General features: G+C 62.6%; 16 protein-coding genes. 8 read left to right on the top strand and 8 right to left on the bottom strand.

Annotation, left to right across the window (positions count from 1 at the left end):
• Window positions 1-39: 39 nt before the first annotated feature.
• The 5 genes from AVHM3334_RS08085 to AVHM3334_RS08065 form a co-directional block, all read right to left on the bottom strand.
• A complete protein-coding gene (locus AVHM3334_RS08085) occupies window positions 40-3,237 on the bottom strand; it encodes a CusA/CzcA family heavy metal efflux RND transporter (protein ID WP_284411220.1) in 3,198 nt (1,065 codons plus the stop codon).
• Window positions 3,238-3,246: 9 nt separating this feature from the next.
• Complete coding sequence (locus AVHM3334_RS08080; protein ID WP_284411218.1) at window positions 3,247-4,806, bottom strand: efflux RND transporter periplasmic adaptor subunit; 1,560 nt, start codon at window positions 4,804-4,806, stop codon at window positions 3,247-3,249.
• Between the two features lie 42 nt (window positions 4,807-4,848).
• Window positions 4,849-6,150 carry a TolC family protein gene (locus AVHM3334_RS08075; RefSeq protein WP_284411216.1) on the bottom strand — a complete coding sequence of 434 codons (1,302 nt, stop codon included), beginning with the start codon at window positions 6,148-6,150 and terminating at the stop codon, window positions 4,849-4,851.
• A gap of 106 nt (window positions 6,151-6,256) precedes the next feature.
• The gene (gene czcI, locus AVHM3334_RS08070; RefSeq protein WP_349816613.1) at window positions 6,257-6,622 is read right to left on the bottom strand and encodes a cation efflux protein, CzcI family; all 366 of its coding nucleotides are present in this window, start codon (window positions 6,620-6,622) and stop codon (window positions 6,257-6,259) included.
• Between the two features lie 109 nt (window positions 6,623-6,731).
• Window positions 6,732-7,058, bottom strand: coding sequence for a DUF4148 domain-containing protein (locus AVHM3334_RS08065; protein WP_284411213.1), 327 nt, complete (start codon window positions 7,056-7,058; stop codon window positions 6,732-6,734).
• Window positions 7,059-7,225: 167 nt separating this feature from the next.
• Here AVHM3334_RS08065 and AVHM3334_RS08060 point away from each other — a divergent pair, with 167 nt between their 5' ends.
• Both AVHM3334_RS08060 and AVHM3334_RS08055 read left to right on the top strand, forming a co-directional pair.
• On the top strand, window positions 7,226-7,903 hold the full coding sequence (locus AVHM3334_RS08060; RefSeq protein WP_284411211.1) for a heavy metal response regulator transcription factor: 678 nt from the start codon (window positions 7,226-7,228) through the stop codon (window positions 7,901-7,903).
• Window positions 7,900-9,225, top strand: coding sequence for a heavy metal sensor histidine kinase (locus AVHM3334_RS08055; protein ID WP_284411209.1), 1,326 nt, complete (start codon window positions 7,900-7,902; stop codon window positions 9,223-9,225). Before AVHM3334_RS08060 ends, AVHM3334_RS08055 begins: the two co-directional genes overlap by 4 nt.
• Before the next feature lie 70 nt (window positions 9,226-9,295).
• Here the strand turns inward: AVHM3334_RS08055 and lipA are convergent, their stop codons facing one another.
• The 3 genes from lipA to AVHM3334_RS08040 are packed head-to-tail and all read right to left on the bottom strand — an operon-like array spanning window position 9,296 to window position 11,306.
• The gene (gene lipA, locus AVHM3334_RS08050) at window positions 9,296-10,276 is read right to left on the bottom strand and encodes a lipoyl synthase (RefSeq protein WP_284411207.1); all 981 of its coding nucleotides are present in this window, start codon (window positions 10,274-10,276) and stop codon (window positions 9,296-9,298) included.
• 12 nt (window positions 10,277-10,288) lie between these two features.
• Entirely contained in the window at window positions 10,289-10,984 is a 696-nt protein-coding gene (lipB, locus tag AVHM3334_RS08045; RefSeq protein ID WP_284411206.1) for a lipoyl(octanoyl) transferase LipB, read from the bottom strand.
• Between the two features lie 7 nt (window positions 10,985-10,991).
• Window positions 10,992-11,306 carry a YbeD family protein gene (locus AVHM3334_RS08040; RefSeq protein ID WP_284411204.1) on the bottom strand — a complete coding sequence of 105 codons (315 nt, stop codon included), beginning with the start codon at window positions 11,304-11,306 and terminating at the stop codon, window positions 10,992-10,994.
• A 239-nt stretch (window positions 11,307-11,545) separates the two neighbouring features.
• Here AVHM3334_RS08040 and AVHM3334_RS08035 point away from each other — a divergent pair, with 239 nt between their 5' ends.
• From AVHM3334_RS08035 to atpA, 6 genes are read left to right on the top strand one after another with little or no spacing between them, the layout of a single operon-like run.
• Window positions 11,546-12,013: an ATP synthase subunit I gene (locus AVHM3334_RS08035; RefSeq protein ID WP_284411202.1), complete on the top strand. Its 468-nt coding sequence runs from the start codon at window positions 11,546-11,548 to the stop codon at window positions 12,011-12,013.
• A gap of 21 nt (window positions 12,014-12,034) precedes the next feature.
• Window positions 12,035-12,913 carry a F0F1 ATP synthase subunit A gene (atpB, locus tag AVHM3334_RS08030; RefSeq protein WP_284411200.1) on the top strand — a complete coding sequence of 293 codons (879 nt, stop codon included), beginning with the start codon at window positions 12,035-12,037 and terminating at the stop codon, window positions 12,911-12,913.
• 51 nt (window positions 12,914-12,964) lie between these two features.
• A complete protein-coding gene (atpE, locus tag AVHM3334_RS08025) occupies window positions 12,965-13,213 on the top strand; it encodes a F0F1 ATP synthase subunit C (protein ID WP_092745139.1) in 249 nt (82 codons plus the stop codon).
• A gap of 34 nt (window positions 13,214-13,247) precedes the next feature.
• Entirely contained in the window at window positions 13,248-13,718 is a 471-nt protein-coding gene (locus AVHM3334_RS08020) for a F0F1 ATP synthase subunit B (protein ID WP_284411198.1), read from the top strand.
• 14 nt (window positions 13,719-13,732) lie between these two features.
• Window positions 13,733-14,275 carry a F0F1 ATP synthase subunit delta gene (locus AVHM3334_RS08015; protein ID WP_284411196.1) on the top strand — a complete coding sequence of 181 codons (543 nt, stop codon included), beginning with the start codon at window positions 13,733-13,735 and terminating at the stop codon, window positions 14,273-14,275.
• 43 nt (window positions 14,276-14,318) lie between these two features.
• Complete coding sequence (atpA, locus tag AVHM3334_RS08010) at window positions 14,319-15,872, top strand: F0F1 ATP synthase subunit alpha (protein ID WP_284411194.1); 1,554 nt, start codon at window positions 14,319-14,321, stop codon at window positions 15,870-15,872.
• Window positions 15,873-15,883 lie beyond the last annotated feature (11 nt).

Raw genomic sequence — 15,883 nt, 5'->3', positions numbered from 1 at the left:
CACGCCCGTCTTCTTTCGAAGACCAGCGCGCCGCCGGGGCTAGACAGTGGATGGGGACGGAGCGACTGCGTGTCCGTCCTGCCCGTCCTGCCCGGACTCTTCGGTTTCTTCGGCCCTGCGGCGATGGGCGATGCGGTACAGCAGCGGCAGCACCAGCAATGTGAGCGCCGTCGACGAAAGGATGCCGCCGATCACGACGGTCGCCAGCGGGCGCTGCACCTCCGCGCCGGTACCGGTGGCGATGGCCATCGGCACGAAGCCCAGCGATGCCACCAGCGCCGTCATCAGCACCGGGCGCAGCCGCGTGAGGGCCCCTTCGCGAATGGCTGCGTCCAGTGGCATGCCGCCATCGCGCAGCCCACGAATGAACGAAATCATCACCAACCCGTTCAGCACGGCAACGCCGGAAAGCGCGATGAACCCGACCGCCGCAGAGATCGAGATCGGAATATCGCGCAGCCACAGCGCCACGATGCCGCCCGTGAGAGCGAACGGAATGCCCGTGAAGACGATGAGCCCGTCCTTCACGTTGCCGAACATGGCGAAAAGCAGAGTGAACACTAGCAGCAGCGCGACGGGCACGACCACTTGCAGGCGTTGGGTGGCCGACTGCAGGTTTTCGTATTGCCCACCCCAGGCGGTCCAGTAGCCTGCGGGAATCTGCACGGCCTGCATGGCCTGCCCGGCTTCTGCCACGAACGAGCCCAGGTCCCGGCCCCGCACGTTGGCGCTCACGACGATGCGGCGTTTTCCGTCCTCCCTGCTGACCTGGTTGGGGCCCGGCGCCAGTTGCAGCGTGGCCACTTCGCTCAGTGGAATGAAGCGGGGGCGGGCGTCGGCCCCTTCGCTGCGCGGCAGGGCCACGGGCAAGCGCTGAATGGCCTCCAGGTCGGTCCGGATGTGCTCCGGCAGGCGCACCAGAATGCCGAAACGCCGATCGCCTTCGAACAGGGTGCCGGCCTCGCGCCCGCCAACGGCGATGGAAATGGCTTCCTGCACGTCGCCCACGTTCAGTCCGTAGCGAGCGGTCTTGGCGCGATCGATGTTCACCGTCAGCACCGGCAGGCCGCTCGTCTGCTCCACCTTGACCTCGGTAGCGCCGTCGATCCGGTTGAGCACCTCGGCCACTTCCTGCGCGGTCTTGTCGAGCACGGCCATGTCGTCGCCGAAGATTTTCACCGCGACGTCGCTGCGCACACCGGAGATGAGTTCGTTGAACCGCAACTGGATGGGTTGGGAGAACTCATAGTTGTTGCCCGGCAGTTGTTCGACCTCTGCCTGAATCGCTGCCAGCAGTTGCTCTCGCGATCTGGCTGGCGCAGGCCAGGCATCCTGCGGCTTGAGCATGATGTAGGCGTCCGAGATGTTGGGCGGCATGGGGTCCGACGCGATCTCGGCCGTGCCGGTGCGGGCGAAGACACGCTCGATCTCGGGAAATTTCGCTTTCAATGCGCGCTCCAGCTGCTGTTGCATCGCCACCGATTGGGACAGGCTGGTGCCGGGAATGCGCAGCGCCTGCATGGCGAAGTCGCCCTCGCCCAGGCTGGGCGCAAACTCGGTGCCCATGCGCGACGCCAGCAGGCCGGACAGCAGCACGGCCGCTGCCGCCAGCGCGATGACCACGGGCTTGGCGCCCATGGCTCGGTCCAGCAGCGGCGCATAGGCCCGGCGTGCCCATCCCATGAGCCGGTTTTCCTTCTCGTTCACCGTCTTGCCGATGAAGAGCGCCACCGCAGCGGGAATGAACGTGACCGAGAGCACCATGGCGCCGACCAGCGCAATCACGACGGTGAACGCCATCGGATGGAACAGCTTGCCCTCCACGCCGGTGAGCGCAAAGATCGGCAGGTACACGATCATGATGATGAGCTGACCGAACAGGAGCGGCCGGCGTGCCTCCTGCGATGCGGCGAAGACCTCCTGAAAACGCTCTGCCCGCGTCAACGGCCGCCCCTTGTGCTGCTGGGCATGCGCCAGCCGGCGCACGCAGTTCTCCACGATCACCACGGCGCCGTCGATGATGATGCCGAAGTCCAGTGCCCCCAGGCTCATCAGGTTGGCACTGACCTTCTGGTTCACCATGCCGGTGAAGGTGAACAGCATCGACAGAGGAATGACCATTGCCGTGATCAGCGCGGCGCGCAGGTTTCCCAGAAAAAGGAACAGGATCGCAATCACTAGCACGGCGCCTTCGAAGAGGTTCTTCTTCACCGTCGCGATGGCCTTGTCCACCAGCACCGTTCGGTCATACACCGTCACCGCATGAACGCCAGCGGGCAGCGTCCGGTTGATTTCCTTCATCTTGAGGTCCACTGCCTGTGAAACCGTGCGGCTGTTCTCGCCGATCAGCATGAAGACCGTGCCCAGTACGACCTCGCGCCCGTTGTCCGTGGCGGCACCCGTGCGCAGCTCCTTGCCGATCCCGACGTCGGCCACATCCCGAACGCGCAGCGGCACACCGCCGGCATTGCCGAGAATGACGTTCCGCAGGTCTTCCATCGATTGCACTTGGCCAGGCGCGCGGATCAGGTACTGCTCTCCCCGGCGTTCGATATAGCCCGCCCCCACGTTCGCGTTGTTGCGTTCCAGCGCGGTGACTAGGTCCCCCATCGTGAGGCCATGCGCCAGCAGCTTTTCCGGGCTGGGCGCAATCTGGTACTCCTTGGCGTATCCGCCGATCGAGTTGATCTCGGTCACTCCGGACACGTTGCGCAGTTGCGGCTTGATGATCCAGTCCTGAATCTCGCGAAGGTCGGTGGCGGTGTAAGGCTGGCCGTCCGGTTTCTTTGCGCCTTCCTTGGCCTCGACGGTCCACAGGTAGATTTCACCCAGGCCTGTCGATATGGGCCCGATGACCGGATGGACACCCTCCGGCATCTGCCCGCGGGCCGACTGGATGCGTTCATTCACCAGTTGGCGCGCGAAGTAGATATCGGTGCCGTCCTTGAAGATCACCGTCACCTGCGACAGGCCGTAGCGCGACAGCGAACGGGTCTGCTGCAGCCCCGGCAGGCCGGCCATGACGGTCTCCACGGGGAAGCTCACGCGTTGTTCTACCTCCAGGGGTGAGTAGCCAGGTGCTGAGGTGTTGATCTGCACCTGCACGTTGGTGATGTCGGGGACCGCATCGATGGGCAGCTTCTGGTAGCTGTACAGGCCCAAGGCTGCCATGCCCAGCACGGCCAGCATCACGAGCCAGCGCTGCGCGATCGAGAATTGAATGAGGCGTTCAAACATGCGGCACCATCAATGGGTGTGGGTAGCGGAGCTCTTGCCCTGCTGCGATTTCACGACGAAGCTGCCGGTAGCGGCGTAGGCCGTTCCTGCGGCCAGGCCTTTGACGACCTCGACCCGCTGGCCGTCCATGCGGCCCAGTTGAACCACCTGGGGAATGAAGCCCCCGTCTATCTTGACGAAGACCACGGTCTTCTCATCGACGGTCTGCACCGCGTCGGCGAGCACAGTGACCGGCGCGGAAGTCTCCGAAGACACGAGTTCCACCTCTACGAACAGCCCGGGACGCCATACCTTCTGGGGATTGGGCACCGCCACACGCGCCGTGGCCATGCGCGTCTGCGTACCGATCAGCGCGCCGACATACGAGACCTCTCCTTGCGCTTTCTCATCGAAGGCCGTGGAACGAACCGTGACGCGTTCACCCATGCGCACCAGCGGCAAATGCTGTGCGGCCACGCTGATTTCCACCCAGACGGTCGACAGATCGGAGAGAGTGAACACGTTGGCGTCTTCCTTCACCGACTCGCCCAGCGACAGGTGCTTTTCGACCACCATGGCATCGAACGGTGCGCGCAGTTCATAGCGTCCCAACGCTGTCGATGAAGCGGTGGCGCCGATGGCAGAGAGCTTTTGCTGCGCGTTGGCGACAGCGATCTGGGCTTCGCGCAGAGCCTGCTGCGCCTGCAGATAGTCCTGCTCGGGAGATATCTTTTCTTCCCACAGCTTCTTTTCGCGCTCGTAGGTGGTCTTGGCCAGTTCCGCCCGGCGTTGCGCGGTCTGCAGTTCGCTGCGCTGCTCGGACAGTGCGGGGCTGGACAGCACCGCCAGTACCTGGCCTTTGCGAACTTGCTGACCCAATTGGGCCGAGACGCTTTCCACCACGCCCGCCAGCCGTGGCACCACGTGCGCGGTGCGGTCTTCGTTGAACTTGATCTCACCTGGCAATTGCAGCGCTGCGCGGATGCGTGCGGGGGCTGCCGTGTCGATCGCAATGCCGGCGGCACTCGCTTGCGCCTCGTTCAACGGAATTTTTCCTTCTTCCTGGTGGAGTGTGAAGGCATGCGTGCGGGAGTCTTTTTGCACCGATAAGGCGATCTCGAAGACGTGGGGCTCTTCGATGGCCTGCTCGCTTCTCAGTCCCGCGCCATCGGCAACAAACGACAGGGTTTCTCGCTCGCCTCCCGGTCGCGTCAGGGTGGCGGAAATTTTGGAAGGGTCTGCCTTGGCAGGCTTGCCCTGCTCGGAGAGCCATACCGCAAGGTGTGCCTTCCCTCCGTCTTCCGACACCTTGGCTTCCAGGCCAAGCCCGTCCTCGGTGAACAGCTGGCCGCCATGCGGGCCTTTTGCAGACACTTCTTCGGCATGGGCGTCCTCTCCTGTATTTTTCTCGCTGTGAGATCCGTGCGAGTCATTGGATTCTTGCGCCTCTTGTTCTCCGTGAGACGCATGGGCGCCGGCCTCGGCCGTTGCGGCGCCGGCCTTTCCCGGGCTGCCTCGCAGGATCAATGCGCTGGCGATCAGCGTGATGACCACGATGGCGCCCACCACAAACCATTGTTTCTTTCCCATGGAAGGGGACGATTTTTTCGGTGCATTGCTCATGGCGGGCTTTCAGCGGGCAGAGGAAACGGTAGGGGGCACGTCGTCGCCAGCGTGGCCCAGCAGGCGGTCGAGTTCGCTGGCGGCGCGATGCGTGGCGGCCAGCGCGCGCAGTGTCTGGGTGCGCACCTGCAGCAGTGTGCGTTGGGCGTCCAGGGCTTCCAGAAAGCTGAACTTACCCAGCTCGAACCCCTTGGTAGCGGCTTGGTAGGCACTTTCGGCACCGGGCAGGGCATCGCGTTGCAGCGTTTCAGCTTCCAGGCGTGATGAGTGCATGGTTTCCAGCGCTCCGTTCACTTCGGATGCCGTCCGCAGTTCGGCAGATAGCAGTTCGTCGCGTGCCTGGTCTTCCTTGCTCAGGGCCTCGGACAGGTTGCCCTGGTTGTTGTCGAAGATGGGCAGCGGAATAGACACGCCCACGATCCACTGATTGCCGCCCACGTCGGGGCTGCGCTTGCTGCCCAGCGTGACGGCGATATCGGGCACCCGCTTGGCTTGCTCGAGCGCCGTCAGTGCGCTGCGCCGGTCGATTTCCAGCCGTGCCTGGACCAACGCCGGCGCGTTGAACAGCCGTTGTTCGATCTGCAATGGGGAGGGCGGAGTGGGCAGCATGTCGATCTGCCCCTCGACCTGTGTGAACACGGGTTTCGAATTGCCCCACAGGGCAGCCAACTGTTGCTTTGCCATGCGCAAGGCGCCCTCGGCTTGCAGGCGCTCTACCTGGGCGCTGGATTCAGCCACCTTGGCCTTCGTTTCTTCCAGGGGGGAAACCTTGCCTGCGATGACCCGATTGCCTGCTGCATGGAGCGCGCGTTGCGCCAGGCCTACAGAGTCCTGGGCCAGGCGAACACGCTCCTGCGCGGCCAGCACTTCGAAGAAGGCGGTGATCACCGCCGCGCGGATGTCCGCACGGCGTGCCAGCACGGCGGCTGCGGCCTGATCGCGCGCTCGCTCGGCCGCTGCGATCCGGGCCGTGCGCTTGCCGCCCAGTTCGATGGGCTGGCTGATCTGCACAGTGGTCGTGCGGCGCTCTTGCCGCAGGTCTTCCACCGTGGTTTCCAGCACGGGATTGGGCCGCACGCCCGCTTGCCGGATCGCTCCGTCCGCCGCGTCGCGGGCACGTGCCGCTGCGGACAGGTCGGGATTGTTCTGCCAAGCCAGCGAAATGGCACTGGCAAGGGTCAAAGGCTCGGCGGCCTCGACGGCGCGTGCAGACGCCGTGGAGGTGAAAGGAAAGGGGGCGGTCTGGCTGTGTGAAAAGACCGGGAATGCCGCTAAAGCCATGACGGCCAGCGACACGAAATGCCTGTGCATCGAATTCTCCTGGGGTGCAAAAAAACGGGCGGACGAATTCGGCGAGAGTTCTCAGCGAAGGGCTGTGATCAAGAAAGGAAGGCCATGCCTGGGGTCTCTCGCCGAATCAGGCGGAGGCGGGCCAGGCAGGGCGGGTGGGCACGCCGGCCACATGTGACCGGTAGGGCTCTGAGAGGAGGTGCGGCCTTTCGGCCGGGCCAGCTGTGGGGAACAGGCTGGCTGTATCGGCCAGGGGCTGTGCGGAGCAGGCATGGCATGCCAGGCAATCGTTGTCCAGGCTGCCCGGCAGGGGGTCCGAGGGGGCGTCGGTATCCTGTACCAAGGCGCCGGCCCCCGCTGCATGCTGGTGCTCATGGTGGCCGAAGTGCGAAGTGCCTGCCATGCTCTCGTGCTGGCAATAGCCAGCCGCGGCCGCCCAGCTCAGCTGGAAAGGCATCGCAAACAGCAAAAGGAGCATCAGCCAGCGGCGCATCGGGCGTGAGTATATCGATCAACCGGAAGGGCCCGGCACAGGGCCGGGCATTGCCTGCTGTCCTGAAATCGAGGACTGCAGGCTCGGAGTGGATCAGGCTGTGATGCGCTCAATGGTCGCCGTAGCGCAACAGGTTGCCTTTGGCGGCACGTGCTGCTTCCTCTCGCACCTGTTCGCGGGTGATGGTGCTTTTGGCGGCTTCCTGAGCGGGGGCCACCAAGCCCCATTGCATGGCCACCAGGGTGCCGTCCTTGCGTGCGGTGTTCAGTTCCGAAAGCACCTGGGCTCGGGGCGTCGCTTCAGCGGCGTGCTGCGGATGGACGGTATAGCCGCTTTCGGTCGGGGCGCTGTGGATGGTGTTGGATGCCGACGCGCCCAAAGGCAGCAGAGCGGCAGACATCGCGGCAAGCAGAAAAACAGCGGGGGAACGGGTCATGATCAATCTCCTGGGTGGGTTGGCATCCGCCCCGAACCGCCGGGTCGGGATGCAGCCGACGTTGTGTCGGCGTGGAGTCACTGTAGAAAATCATTCGTCCAGTTGCCAAACGGCCAGATGACAAATTCGTAATCTCCCGCCGTGTGGCCCGGCGATACGATGGGCCGATGCGCATACTGGTCATTGAAGACGAACCCAAGCTGGGTGACTACGTCAAAAAAGGCTTGGAAGAAAATGGCTATGTCGTGGACATCGCAAGGGACGGCATTCAGGGCCGATACCTCGCAACCCAAGGGGATTACTCACTGATCCTGCTTGACGTGATGCTCCCCGGGGTGGATGGCTTCGGCGTGCTGGCTGCCATCCGCCAGTCCAAAGGCGTTCCGGTCTTGATGGTCACTGCCCGTGATCAGGTCGAGGACCGAGTGAGCGGCCTGCAGCAGGGTGCCGATGACTATCTGGTCAAGCCGTTTGCCTTTTCCGAACTTCTGGCACGGGTACAGGCGCTGCTGCGCAGAGGCCAATTGCAAGAACACACCGTGCTGAAAATGGCCGATCTGGAACTCGACCTGGTGGCCCGCAAATGCCAGCGCGCGGGGGCACGTTTGGACCTCACTGCCAAAGAGTTCGCCTTGCTCGCCCTGCTGATGCGGCGCCAGGGGCGCGTGCTGTCACGGACGACCCTGGCGGAACAAGTCTGGGACATGCACTTCGACAGTGAAACCAATGTGGTGGAAGTGGCGGTGCGTCGCCTGCGAGGCAAGATGGACGATCCTTTTGCGAGGAAGCTTCTGCACACCGTGCGCGGCATGGGCTATGTGCTGGAAGACCGGGGACCATCGTGAAGCGGGTTTCACAATCGATGCAGCACCGGCTGTCGCTATGGTTCGCGTTGCAGACACTGATCGGTCTGAGCCTCCTTTGCGCGGCTGTTTACGGCGTGACGGCCTGGAACTTTCAACAAAAGGCCCAGGAAGAGCTGGAGCAGCAGGCACGGTTGGCATTTCATCTGCTGAACGAACGCAGTCCGGGCAGCGATACCCTGTCTCTGCGGCATAAGCTGGAAGACTATCTGTCGTCGCACAGCAATGTGAGCCTGTCCATCCAGCAAGACGGGCGAATGGTCTTCCATGCCGCACCAGCCGAGGGTGGACGCTGGGTGTGGAATGAGTACCAAGAGGCACTGAAAGGCGGAGGTGGACGTGTCGACGTGCGCATTGGACTCGATACGACCCAGGACGCGCGTTTGCTGCGCCGGTTGGGTTGGACACTGTCACTGGCCGTCGTGTTGGGCACCCTGCTCGTGTCTTTGACCGGGATGCTTCTCGTGCGGCAGGGTCTGCGGCCCTTGCAGCAATTGGCAGAGCGCACGGCCCGCATCACGCCGAACGTTCCCAGCGTGCCGATCGAAGCGCTGGAATTCGACCGAGAACTTCGTCCTTGGATCTCGCAATTCAATGCCCTCGTGGCGCGGCTGGAGCAGGCGTATTCGCAATCCAAGGCGTTCAATGCAGACGTGGCCCACGAGCTGCGGACGCCGCTTGCGAACCTCATCGCGTCAACGGAAGTCGAGCTGGCGCGCCCCCGTTCCTGTGAAGACATGCATCTGCTGCTGGTTTCGAACCTGGAGGAGATCCGCCGGATGTCGGGCATCGTTGCCGACATGCTGTTTCTTTCGCGAGCCGATCGGGGGGAGTTTCTGCGCTCGCGTCAGCAGGCCCGCCTGTCGGACCAGGCATGCGCCGTGCTGGAGTTCCACGAAGCACTTTTGGAAGACGCGGGGCTGCGGGCCATCGTCGTTGGTGAGGCGACGGTGGCGCTGGATGTGCCATTGGTGCGCCGGGCCCTTTCCAATCTGGTGGGCAATGCCATCCGCTATGCCGCCAAAGACTCCACCATTGTCATTGTCATCGCCATTCGCTCCGGGGACGAAAGCGCGGAAATCGCGGTGGAAAACGAAGGACCGCCCATCGCGCCGCAGGCGCTGGACAGGCTGTTCGAGCGCTTTTATCGAGGCACTTCAGCGCGGGACGGATCCGACCAGCACCATGGACTTGGCCTCGCCATCGTGGACGCCATCGCACGAATGCATGGCGGGCGCACTTTCGCCCTCAGCAACGAGCAGGTGACACGCATCGGCTTCACCGTGGGTGCGTTGAGGGATTAGGCGCTACGCCACCAGGTGCAATCAGGGCGCAAGGGGGGGCCGTGGGCAAACGCCCTCAAGCGTTGTTTGCCTATACGCCGGCGGCGTGCGCTTGCTGGTCCGCGTGATAGCTGGAGCGCACCATCGCGCCCACGGCCGCGTGGCTGAAGCCCATCTCGTAGGCTTTTTCTTCGAACATCTTGAAAGTGTCCGGGTGCATGTAGCGGCGTACCGGCAAATGGCTGTTGGAGGGCGACAGATACTGGCCGATGGTCAGCATGTCGATGTCGTGTTCGCGCATGTCGCGCATCACCTGGAGGATTTCTTCGTCCGTCTCGCCAAGTCCGACCATGATGCCGCTCTTGGTCGGAACGCCAGGGTGCAATGCCTTGAATTTCTTGAGCAGGTTCAGGCTGAACTGGTAATCGCTGCCGGGGCGTGCTTCCTTGTAAAGCCTGGGCGCGGTCTCCAGGTTGTGATTCATCACGTCGGGTGGCGCAGCCTTGAGAATCTCGAGCGCCCGATCGTCGCGGCCGCGGAAATCGGGCACCAGGATCTCGATCTGGGTGGTGGGCGAAAGCGCGCGGATGTGCTGAATGCACTCGACGAAATGGCCGCTGCCACCGTCACGCAGATCGTCGCGGTCCACGCTGGTGATTACCACGTACTTCAGGCGCAGCTGGGCAATGGTCTTGGCCAGGTTCAGCGGCTCGTCCTGGTCCAGCGGGTCCGGGCGTCCATGGCCCACGTCGCAGAACGGACAGCGGCGGGTGCACTTGTCGCCCATGATCATGAATGTGGCCGTTCCCTTGCCGAAGCACTCGCCGATGTTGGGGCAGCTCGCCTCTTCGCACACCGTATGCAGCTTGTTCTCGCGCAGGATGTCTTTGATCTCGTAGAAGCGCGTGGTGGGGCTGCCCGCCTTCACCCGGATCCATTCGGGTTTCTTGAGCACCTCGCCCTGCTCGACCTTGATCGGGATGCGCGACAGCTTGGCGGCAGCCTTCTGCTTGGCCAGCGGGTTGTAGGCAGCGGTGGTTTGCGCTTCGCGCACGACTTCAGGAGTGCTCATGGCAGATAGTGGTCAGGGGGGCAGGCGGATGGCGAGTTGCTTGCTCAGCACTCCGGCGGCTTCTTCCCAGGTGGTGTGGACCCCGATTGTAGAAAGGTCCACCGTTTGCAACCCTGGGTAGCCGCAAGGGTTGATGCGGGAGAAGGGTTCCAAGTCCATATCCACGTTGAGCGCCAGCCCGTGGTAGGTCCGATGGCGAGACACCTTGATCCCCAGAGCCGCAATCTTTCCAAGCCCGGAAAAATCGGGCACGGCGTGCGCGACTCGGGATCCTTCGGTCTTGCGCGGTCTCTGCGCCAATTGGGCGTGGCTACCCGGGTCGTCCAGGCGCACGTAGATGCCGGGCGCCCCGGCCACCCGGTGGCCTGTGACGCCGAAGTGCAACAGTGTCAGGATCACGGCCTCTTCAATGCGGTAAACGTATTCCTTGACGAAATAGCCAGCACGCTGCAAATCCAGCAGCGGGTACGCCACGACTTGGCCAGGGCCATGGAATGTCACCTGACCGCCACGGTTGGTGGCTACGATGGGAGTGTCGCCGGGGGCAAGCACGTGATCGGCTTTGCCGGCCAGCCCCTGTGTGTAGAGAGGGGCGTGCTGGCAGATCCACAGGGCGTCGGGCGTCTCCAGGGTGCGCTGTTCGGTGAACGCCTGCATGGCATGCAGCGTCTCGAGGTAATCCGCAAGGCCCAGGTGGCGAATCTCCATGGCAGGCCTAAAGCACTACCTTGACCATCGAATGCGAAGACAGGGCGCGGTACAAATCGTCGAGCTGTTCGCGGCTGGTGGCCGTGATGGTGATGGTCACGCCCAGGTAATTGCCGGCACGGCTGTCGCGCAGTTCGATGGTGGACGCGTCGAACGTCGGGTCGAACTGGCGTGCCAGTTCCGTCACCGCATGAACGAACCCATCCGCTTTCTGGCCCATGACTTTGATGGGAAACGAAGAGGGGTACTCGATCAGGGAATCCCTGCGCGGATCGGCTGGCGTTTCGCTGCCAGGAGGAAGTTCAGTAGGAGGCTGTGTCATGGCAAGGGTCGAGGGAAGTGGCGGATTGAACGCTATTTTGATAGCGTCTGGCCGCTCGGTGGGCAACCAGAAAAAGTGCATCGCCATAGGGCAGCTCACGTCGGCGGGTCACCACAACGGAGCAGGCTCCCGCCCGCTTTCATACCGACCTAAGAGGTCATTGCTGGATGAAAGTGGTTTTTACTTATAATCAGGGGCTTTGTGAAAGTTTCGGTCTGTAAAGAGAGCGTCATTCCTCAATGAAAACAAACGCTCCCGGCACTGAAACTGAGGTTGAAGATTCTGACTTCAAGCCCCTGTCTGCCGAAGAGGCTGCGCAGTGGCGCCAGCGTCATCCGCGTATCTCCGTATGGCGGATCGTCTGGGGTCAGGCATTGGTTGGAGTGCTGGCGGCCCTGGTGGCATGGCTGGTCTCCGGCAAGCCGAACGTGGCCTGGTCTACCGGATACGGTGCGCTGGCGGTTGTGCTGCCTGCAGCCTTGTTCGCCCGTGGCGTGGCCCGGCATCAAACTTCCGCAGGGAGTGCGATGGCGAGCCTTTTCGGGTGGGAGTTGGTCAAGATTGCAATGACCGTGGCCATGTTGGCGGCGGTACCCCGGTTGGTTCCGGGGCTGAGTTGGCTGGCATTGCTGGCTGGCATGGTAGTGACGATGAAAACGTACTGGATCGCCCTCATGGTGCGGCCCGGTGTCCGAAAAACCGATTGATATTGATAGAAGAGTTGTCCGATGGCCGCAGAAGCGCATGCACCGACTGCCAGTGAATACATCGTTCACCACTTGCAGCATCTCCAGAACATCAAGCAGAAGTCCATCGTCGATTTCTCCGTGGTGAACTTCGATTCCGTGATCGTGGGTTTGGTTCTCGGTTTCATCGCACTTTTTGTTTTTTGGCGCGCTGCGCGCACCGCGACCTCCGGCGTGCCGGGTCGTTTCCAGGCAGCGGTGGAAATCCTGGTCGAGATGGTGGACAACCAGGCCAAGGCGAACATCCACAACGCCGAAAGCCGCAAGTTCATCGCCCCCCTGGCATTGACCGTCTTCGTCTGGATCTTCCTGATGAACGCCATGGACATGCTGCCGGTCGATCTGCTGCCCGCCATCTGGGCCCAGATCTACGGTGCCGCCGGCCACGACCCGCAACATGCATACCTGCGGGTGGTTCCCACGGCCGATTTGTCCACGACCCTCGGCCTGTCGTTCTCCGTGCTGGTGCTGTGCCTTTACTACAGCGTGAAGATCAAGGGCCTGGGCGGCTGGGCGCACGAGTTGGTCACCGCGCCTTTCGGCACGAGCAAAAATCCCGTCTTCGCCCTGATCCTGGGCGTGGTCAATCTGCTCATGCAGATCATTGAATACATTGCCAAGACCGTGTCGCATGGCATGCGGCTGTTCGGCAACATGTACGCTGGTGAGTTGGTGTTCATGCTGATTGCCCTGATGGGCGGTGCTGCTGCCATGTCGCTTTCCGGTGTGTTGCTCCCCCTGGGGCACATCATTGCAGGCTCGATCTGGGCGATCTTCCACATCCTGGTGATCACCCTGCAGGCCTTCATTTTCATGATGCTTGCGCTGATCTATCTCGGCCAGGCGCATGAAGCTCACTGATCCTTTCCCTTTCTTTATCAACCTTCCTTTCTTTTCATCCTAGGAGTCATCATGGAAAACGTTCTCGGTCTCGTCGCTCTGGCTTGTGGTCTGATCGTGGGTCTCGGCGCTATCGGCGCTTCGATCGGCATCGCACTGATGGGTGGCAAGTACCTCGAAGCGTCTGCTCGCCAGCCTGAGCTGATCAACGAACTGCAAACCAAGATGTTCATCTTGGCCGGTCTGATCGACGCCGCATTCCTGATCGGCGTGGCCATCGCGCTGCTGTTCGCTTTCGCCAACCCCTTCGTCCTGGCCTAAGCTCCGTTCAACGCCCAACTAGAAAGGTGTTGCCGTGAGTATCAACGCGACCCTGTTCGTTCAGGCCATCGTCTTTCTGATTCTGGTGCTGTTCACGATGAAGTTCGTGTGGCCCCCGATCGCGAAGGCACTGGACGAACGAGCCCAGAAAATCGCCGATGGCCTCGCTGCCGCCGACCGTGCCAAGACCGAATTGACCGCTGTCAACCAGCGCGTCGAAAAGGAACTGGCCCAGACGCGCAACGAAACGGCATCGCGCATTGCGGATGCCGAGCGACGCGCCCAGGCCATCATCGACGAGGCCAAGGCCCGTGCGACCGAGGAAGGCAACAAGATCGTCGCCGCTGCCCGTGCAGATGCCGAGCAGCAGTCGATCCAGGCCCGTGAAGCCCTGCGCGAGCAAGTGGCTGCGCTGGCCGTCAAGGGTGCTGAGCAGATTCTCCGCAAGGAAGTCGATGCTGGCGTCCATGCCGACCTGCTGAACCGCCTGAAGACCGAGCTGTAAGGAGCCGAAGCAACATGGCAGAACTCGCCACCATTGCCCGCCCTTACGCGGAAGCCCTGTTCAAGGCCAGTGCGTCCCAGCCGGGTGCCGACCTGAACGGCACCGTGGCCTGGGTGGAAGAAGTGGCGGCGATTGCCGCCAATCCGCAAGTGCGCCAACTGGCGGACAACCCCAAGGTGACGTCCGAACAGGTGTTCGACGTCATCACGGGCGTGGTTCGCAGCGCGTTGCCCGAGGCAGCGCGCAACTTTCTGCGCGTCATCATCGAGAACGGCCGAGTGGATGCCCTTCCCGAGGTGGCTGCCCAGTTCCGTACGCTGGTGAATCGGCGCAACGGTTCTTCCGATGCCGTGGTTTTCAGTGCATTTCCGCTGGATGCCGCCGCGTTGTCCGGTCTGGACGCAGTGCTCGAAAAGCGCTTCGGCCGCAAGTTGAATGTCTCGGTACAGGTGGACGAATCCCTGATCGGCGGCGTTCGCGTAGTCGTGGGAGACGAGGTGCTCGACACCTCCGTCAAAGCCCGTCTGGAACAAATGAAAGCGGCCCTCACTGCGTAAGCGGATTGAGGTCTCGGCTAACCAAAGAAAGAAGGAAAGAGTCATGCAACTCAATCCCGCAGAAATTTCTGAACTGATCAAGAGCCGCATCGAAGGGCTGGCAGCCAGCAGCGACATCCGCAATCAGGGCACCGTGGTGTCCGTGTCCGACGGTATCGTGCGCGTGCACGGCCTGTCCGACGTGATGCAGGGCGAAATGCTGGAGTTCCCCGCCACCAAGGAGGGTGCGCCTTCCTATGGCCTGGCGCTGAACCTTGAGCGCGACTCCGTCGGCGCGGTGATTCTGGGTGAATACGAGCACATCTCCGAAGGCGACACCGTGAAGTGCACGGGCCGCATTCTGGAAGTGCCCGTCGGCCCCGAACTCGTGGGCCGCGTGGTGAACGCGCTGGGCCAGCCGATCGACGGCAAGGGCCCGATCAACGCCAAGCTCACCGATGTGATCGAAAAGGTCGCTCCGGGCGTGATCGCCCGTAAATCGGTGGACCAGCCTCTTCAAACCGGCCTGAAGTCGATCGACTCCATGGTGCCCGTGGGCCGTGGCCAGCGCGAACTGATCATCGGCGACCGCCAGACCGGCAAGACCGCTGTCGCGATCGACGCCATCATTGCCCAGAAGGGCCAGGGCGTGACGTGTATCTACGTCGCGATCGGCCAGAAGGCTTCGTCCATCAAGAACGTCGTGCGTGCTCTCGAGCAAGCCGGCGCGATGGAGTACACGATCGTCGTGGCCGCTTCGGCTTCCGAATCCGCCGCCATGCAATACGTGTCGGCCTACTCCGGTTGCACGATGGGCGAATATTTCCGCGACCGCGGCGAAGACGCGCTGATCGTCTATGACGACCTGTCCAAGCAGGCTGTGGCCTACCGCCAGGTTTCGCTGCTGCTGCGCCGCCCACCAGGCCGCGAAGCCTATCCCGGCGACGTGTTCTATCTCCACAGCCGCCTGCTGGAACGCGCAGCCCGCGTGAACGCCGACTACGTCGAAGCCTTCACCAAGGGTGAAGTCAAGGGCAAGACCGGTTCGCTGACGGCGCTGCCCATCATCGAAACGCAAGCCGGCGACGTGTCCGCCTTCGTTCCGACCAACGTGATTTCGATCACGGACGGCCAGATCTTCCTGGAAACCAACCTGTTCAACGCAGGTATCCGCCCCGCCATCAACGCCGGTATTTCGGTGTCGCGCGTCGGTGGTGCAGCCCAGACCAAGATCATCAAGAGCCTGTCCGGCGGTATCCGTACCGATCTGGCCCAGTACCGGGAATTGGCTGCGTTCGCGCAGTTCGCTTCCGACCTGGACGAAGCCACCCGCAAGCAGCTGGACCGCGGTGCCCGCGTGACCGAACTGCTCAAGCAAGCCCAGTACAGCCCGCTGCCCATCTCGCTGATGGGTGCCACGCTGTTCGCGGTGAACAAGGGCTTCATGGACGACATCGAAGTGAAGAAAGTGCTCGACTTCGAACACGGCCTGCACCAGTTCCTGAAGACCAGCCACGGCGCCCTGCTGTCCAAGCTGGAGCAGGCCAAGGCCATGGACAAGGATGCTGAGGCCGAATTGACCGCTGCCATCGGCGCGTTCAAGAAGTCGTTCGCCTAAACCGAACGAGG

Origin of the sequence: Acidovorax sp. SUPP3334 (assembly GCF_030159055.1) — a bacterium.
GTDB lineage: Bacteria > Pseudomonadota > Gammaproteobacteria > Burkholderiales > Burkholderiaceae_C > Paracidovorax.
The sequence above is the reverse complement of the archived record's forward strand: the minus strand, read 5'-3'. Positions and strand labels throughout refer to the sequence as shown.

Excerpts from the sequence above, each read along its gene's own strand:
- AVHM3334_RS08085 (WP_284411220.1), bottom strand. The coding sequence starts at position 3,237 with ATGTTTGAACGCCTCATTCAATTCTCGATCGCGCAGCGCTGGCTCGTG.
- AVHM3334_RS08080 (WP_284411218.1), bottom strand. The coding sequence starts at position 4,806 with ATGGGAAAGAAACAATGGTTTGTGGTGGGCGCCATCGTGGTCATCACG.
- AVHM3334_RS08075 (WP_284411216.1), bottom strand. The coding sequence starts at position 6,150 with ATGCACAGGCATTTCGTGTCGCTGGCCGTCATGGCTTTAGCGGCATTC.
- czcI (WP_349816613.1), bottom strand. The coding sequence starts at position 6,622 with ATGCGCCGCTGGCTGATGCTCCTTTTGCTGTTTGCGATGCCTTTCCAG.
- AVHM3334_RS08065 (WP_284411213.1), bottom strand. The coding sequence starts at position 7,058 with ATGACCCGTTCCCCCGCTGTTTTTCTGCTTGCCGCGATGTCTGCCGCT.
- AVHM3334_RS08060 (WP_284411211.1), top strand. The coding sequence starts at position 7,226 with ATGCGCATACTGGTCATTGAAGACGAACCCAAGCTGGGTGACTACGTC.
- lipA (WP_284411207.1), bottom strand. The coding sequence starts at position 10,276 with ATGAGCACTCCTGAAGTCGTGCGCGAAGCGCAAACCACCGCTGCCTAC.
- lipB (WP_284411206.1), bottom strand. The coding sequence starts at position 10,984 with ATGGAGATTCGCCACCTGGGCCTTGCGGATTACCTCGAGACGCTGCAT.
- AVHM3334_RS08040 (WP_284411204.1), bottom strand. The coding sequence starts at position 11,306 with ATGACACAGCCTCCTACTGAACTTCCTCCTGGCAGCGAAACGCCAGCC.
- AVHM3334_RS08035 (WP_284411202.1), top strand. The coding sequence starts at position 11,546 with ATGAAAACAAACGCTCCCGGCACTGAAACTGAGGTTGAAGATTCTGAC.
- atpB (WP_284411200.1), top strand. The coding sequence starts at position 12,035 with ATGGCCGCAGAAGCGCATGCACCGACTGCCAGTGAATACATCGTTCAC.
- atpE (WP_092745139.1), top strand. The coding sequence starts at position 12,965 with ATGGAAAACGTTCTCGGTCTCGTCGCTCTGGCTTGTGGTCTGATCGTG.
- AVHM3334_RS08015 (WP_284411196.1), top strand. The coding sequence starts at position 13,733 with ATGGCAGAACTCGCCACCATTGCCCGCCCTTACGCGGAAGCCCTGTTC.
- atpA (WP_284411194.1), top strand. The coding sequence starts at position 14,319 with ATGCAACTCAATCCCGCAGAAATTTCTGAACTGATCAAGAGCCGCATC.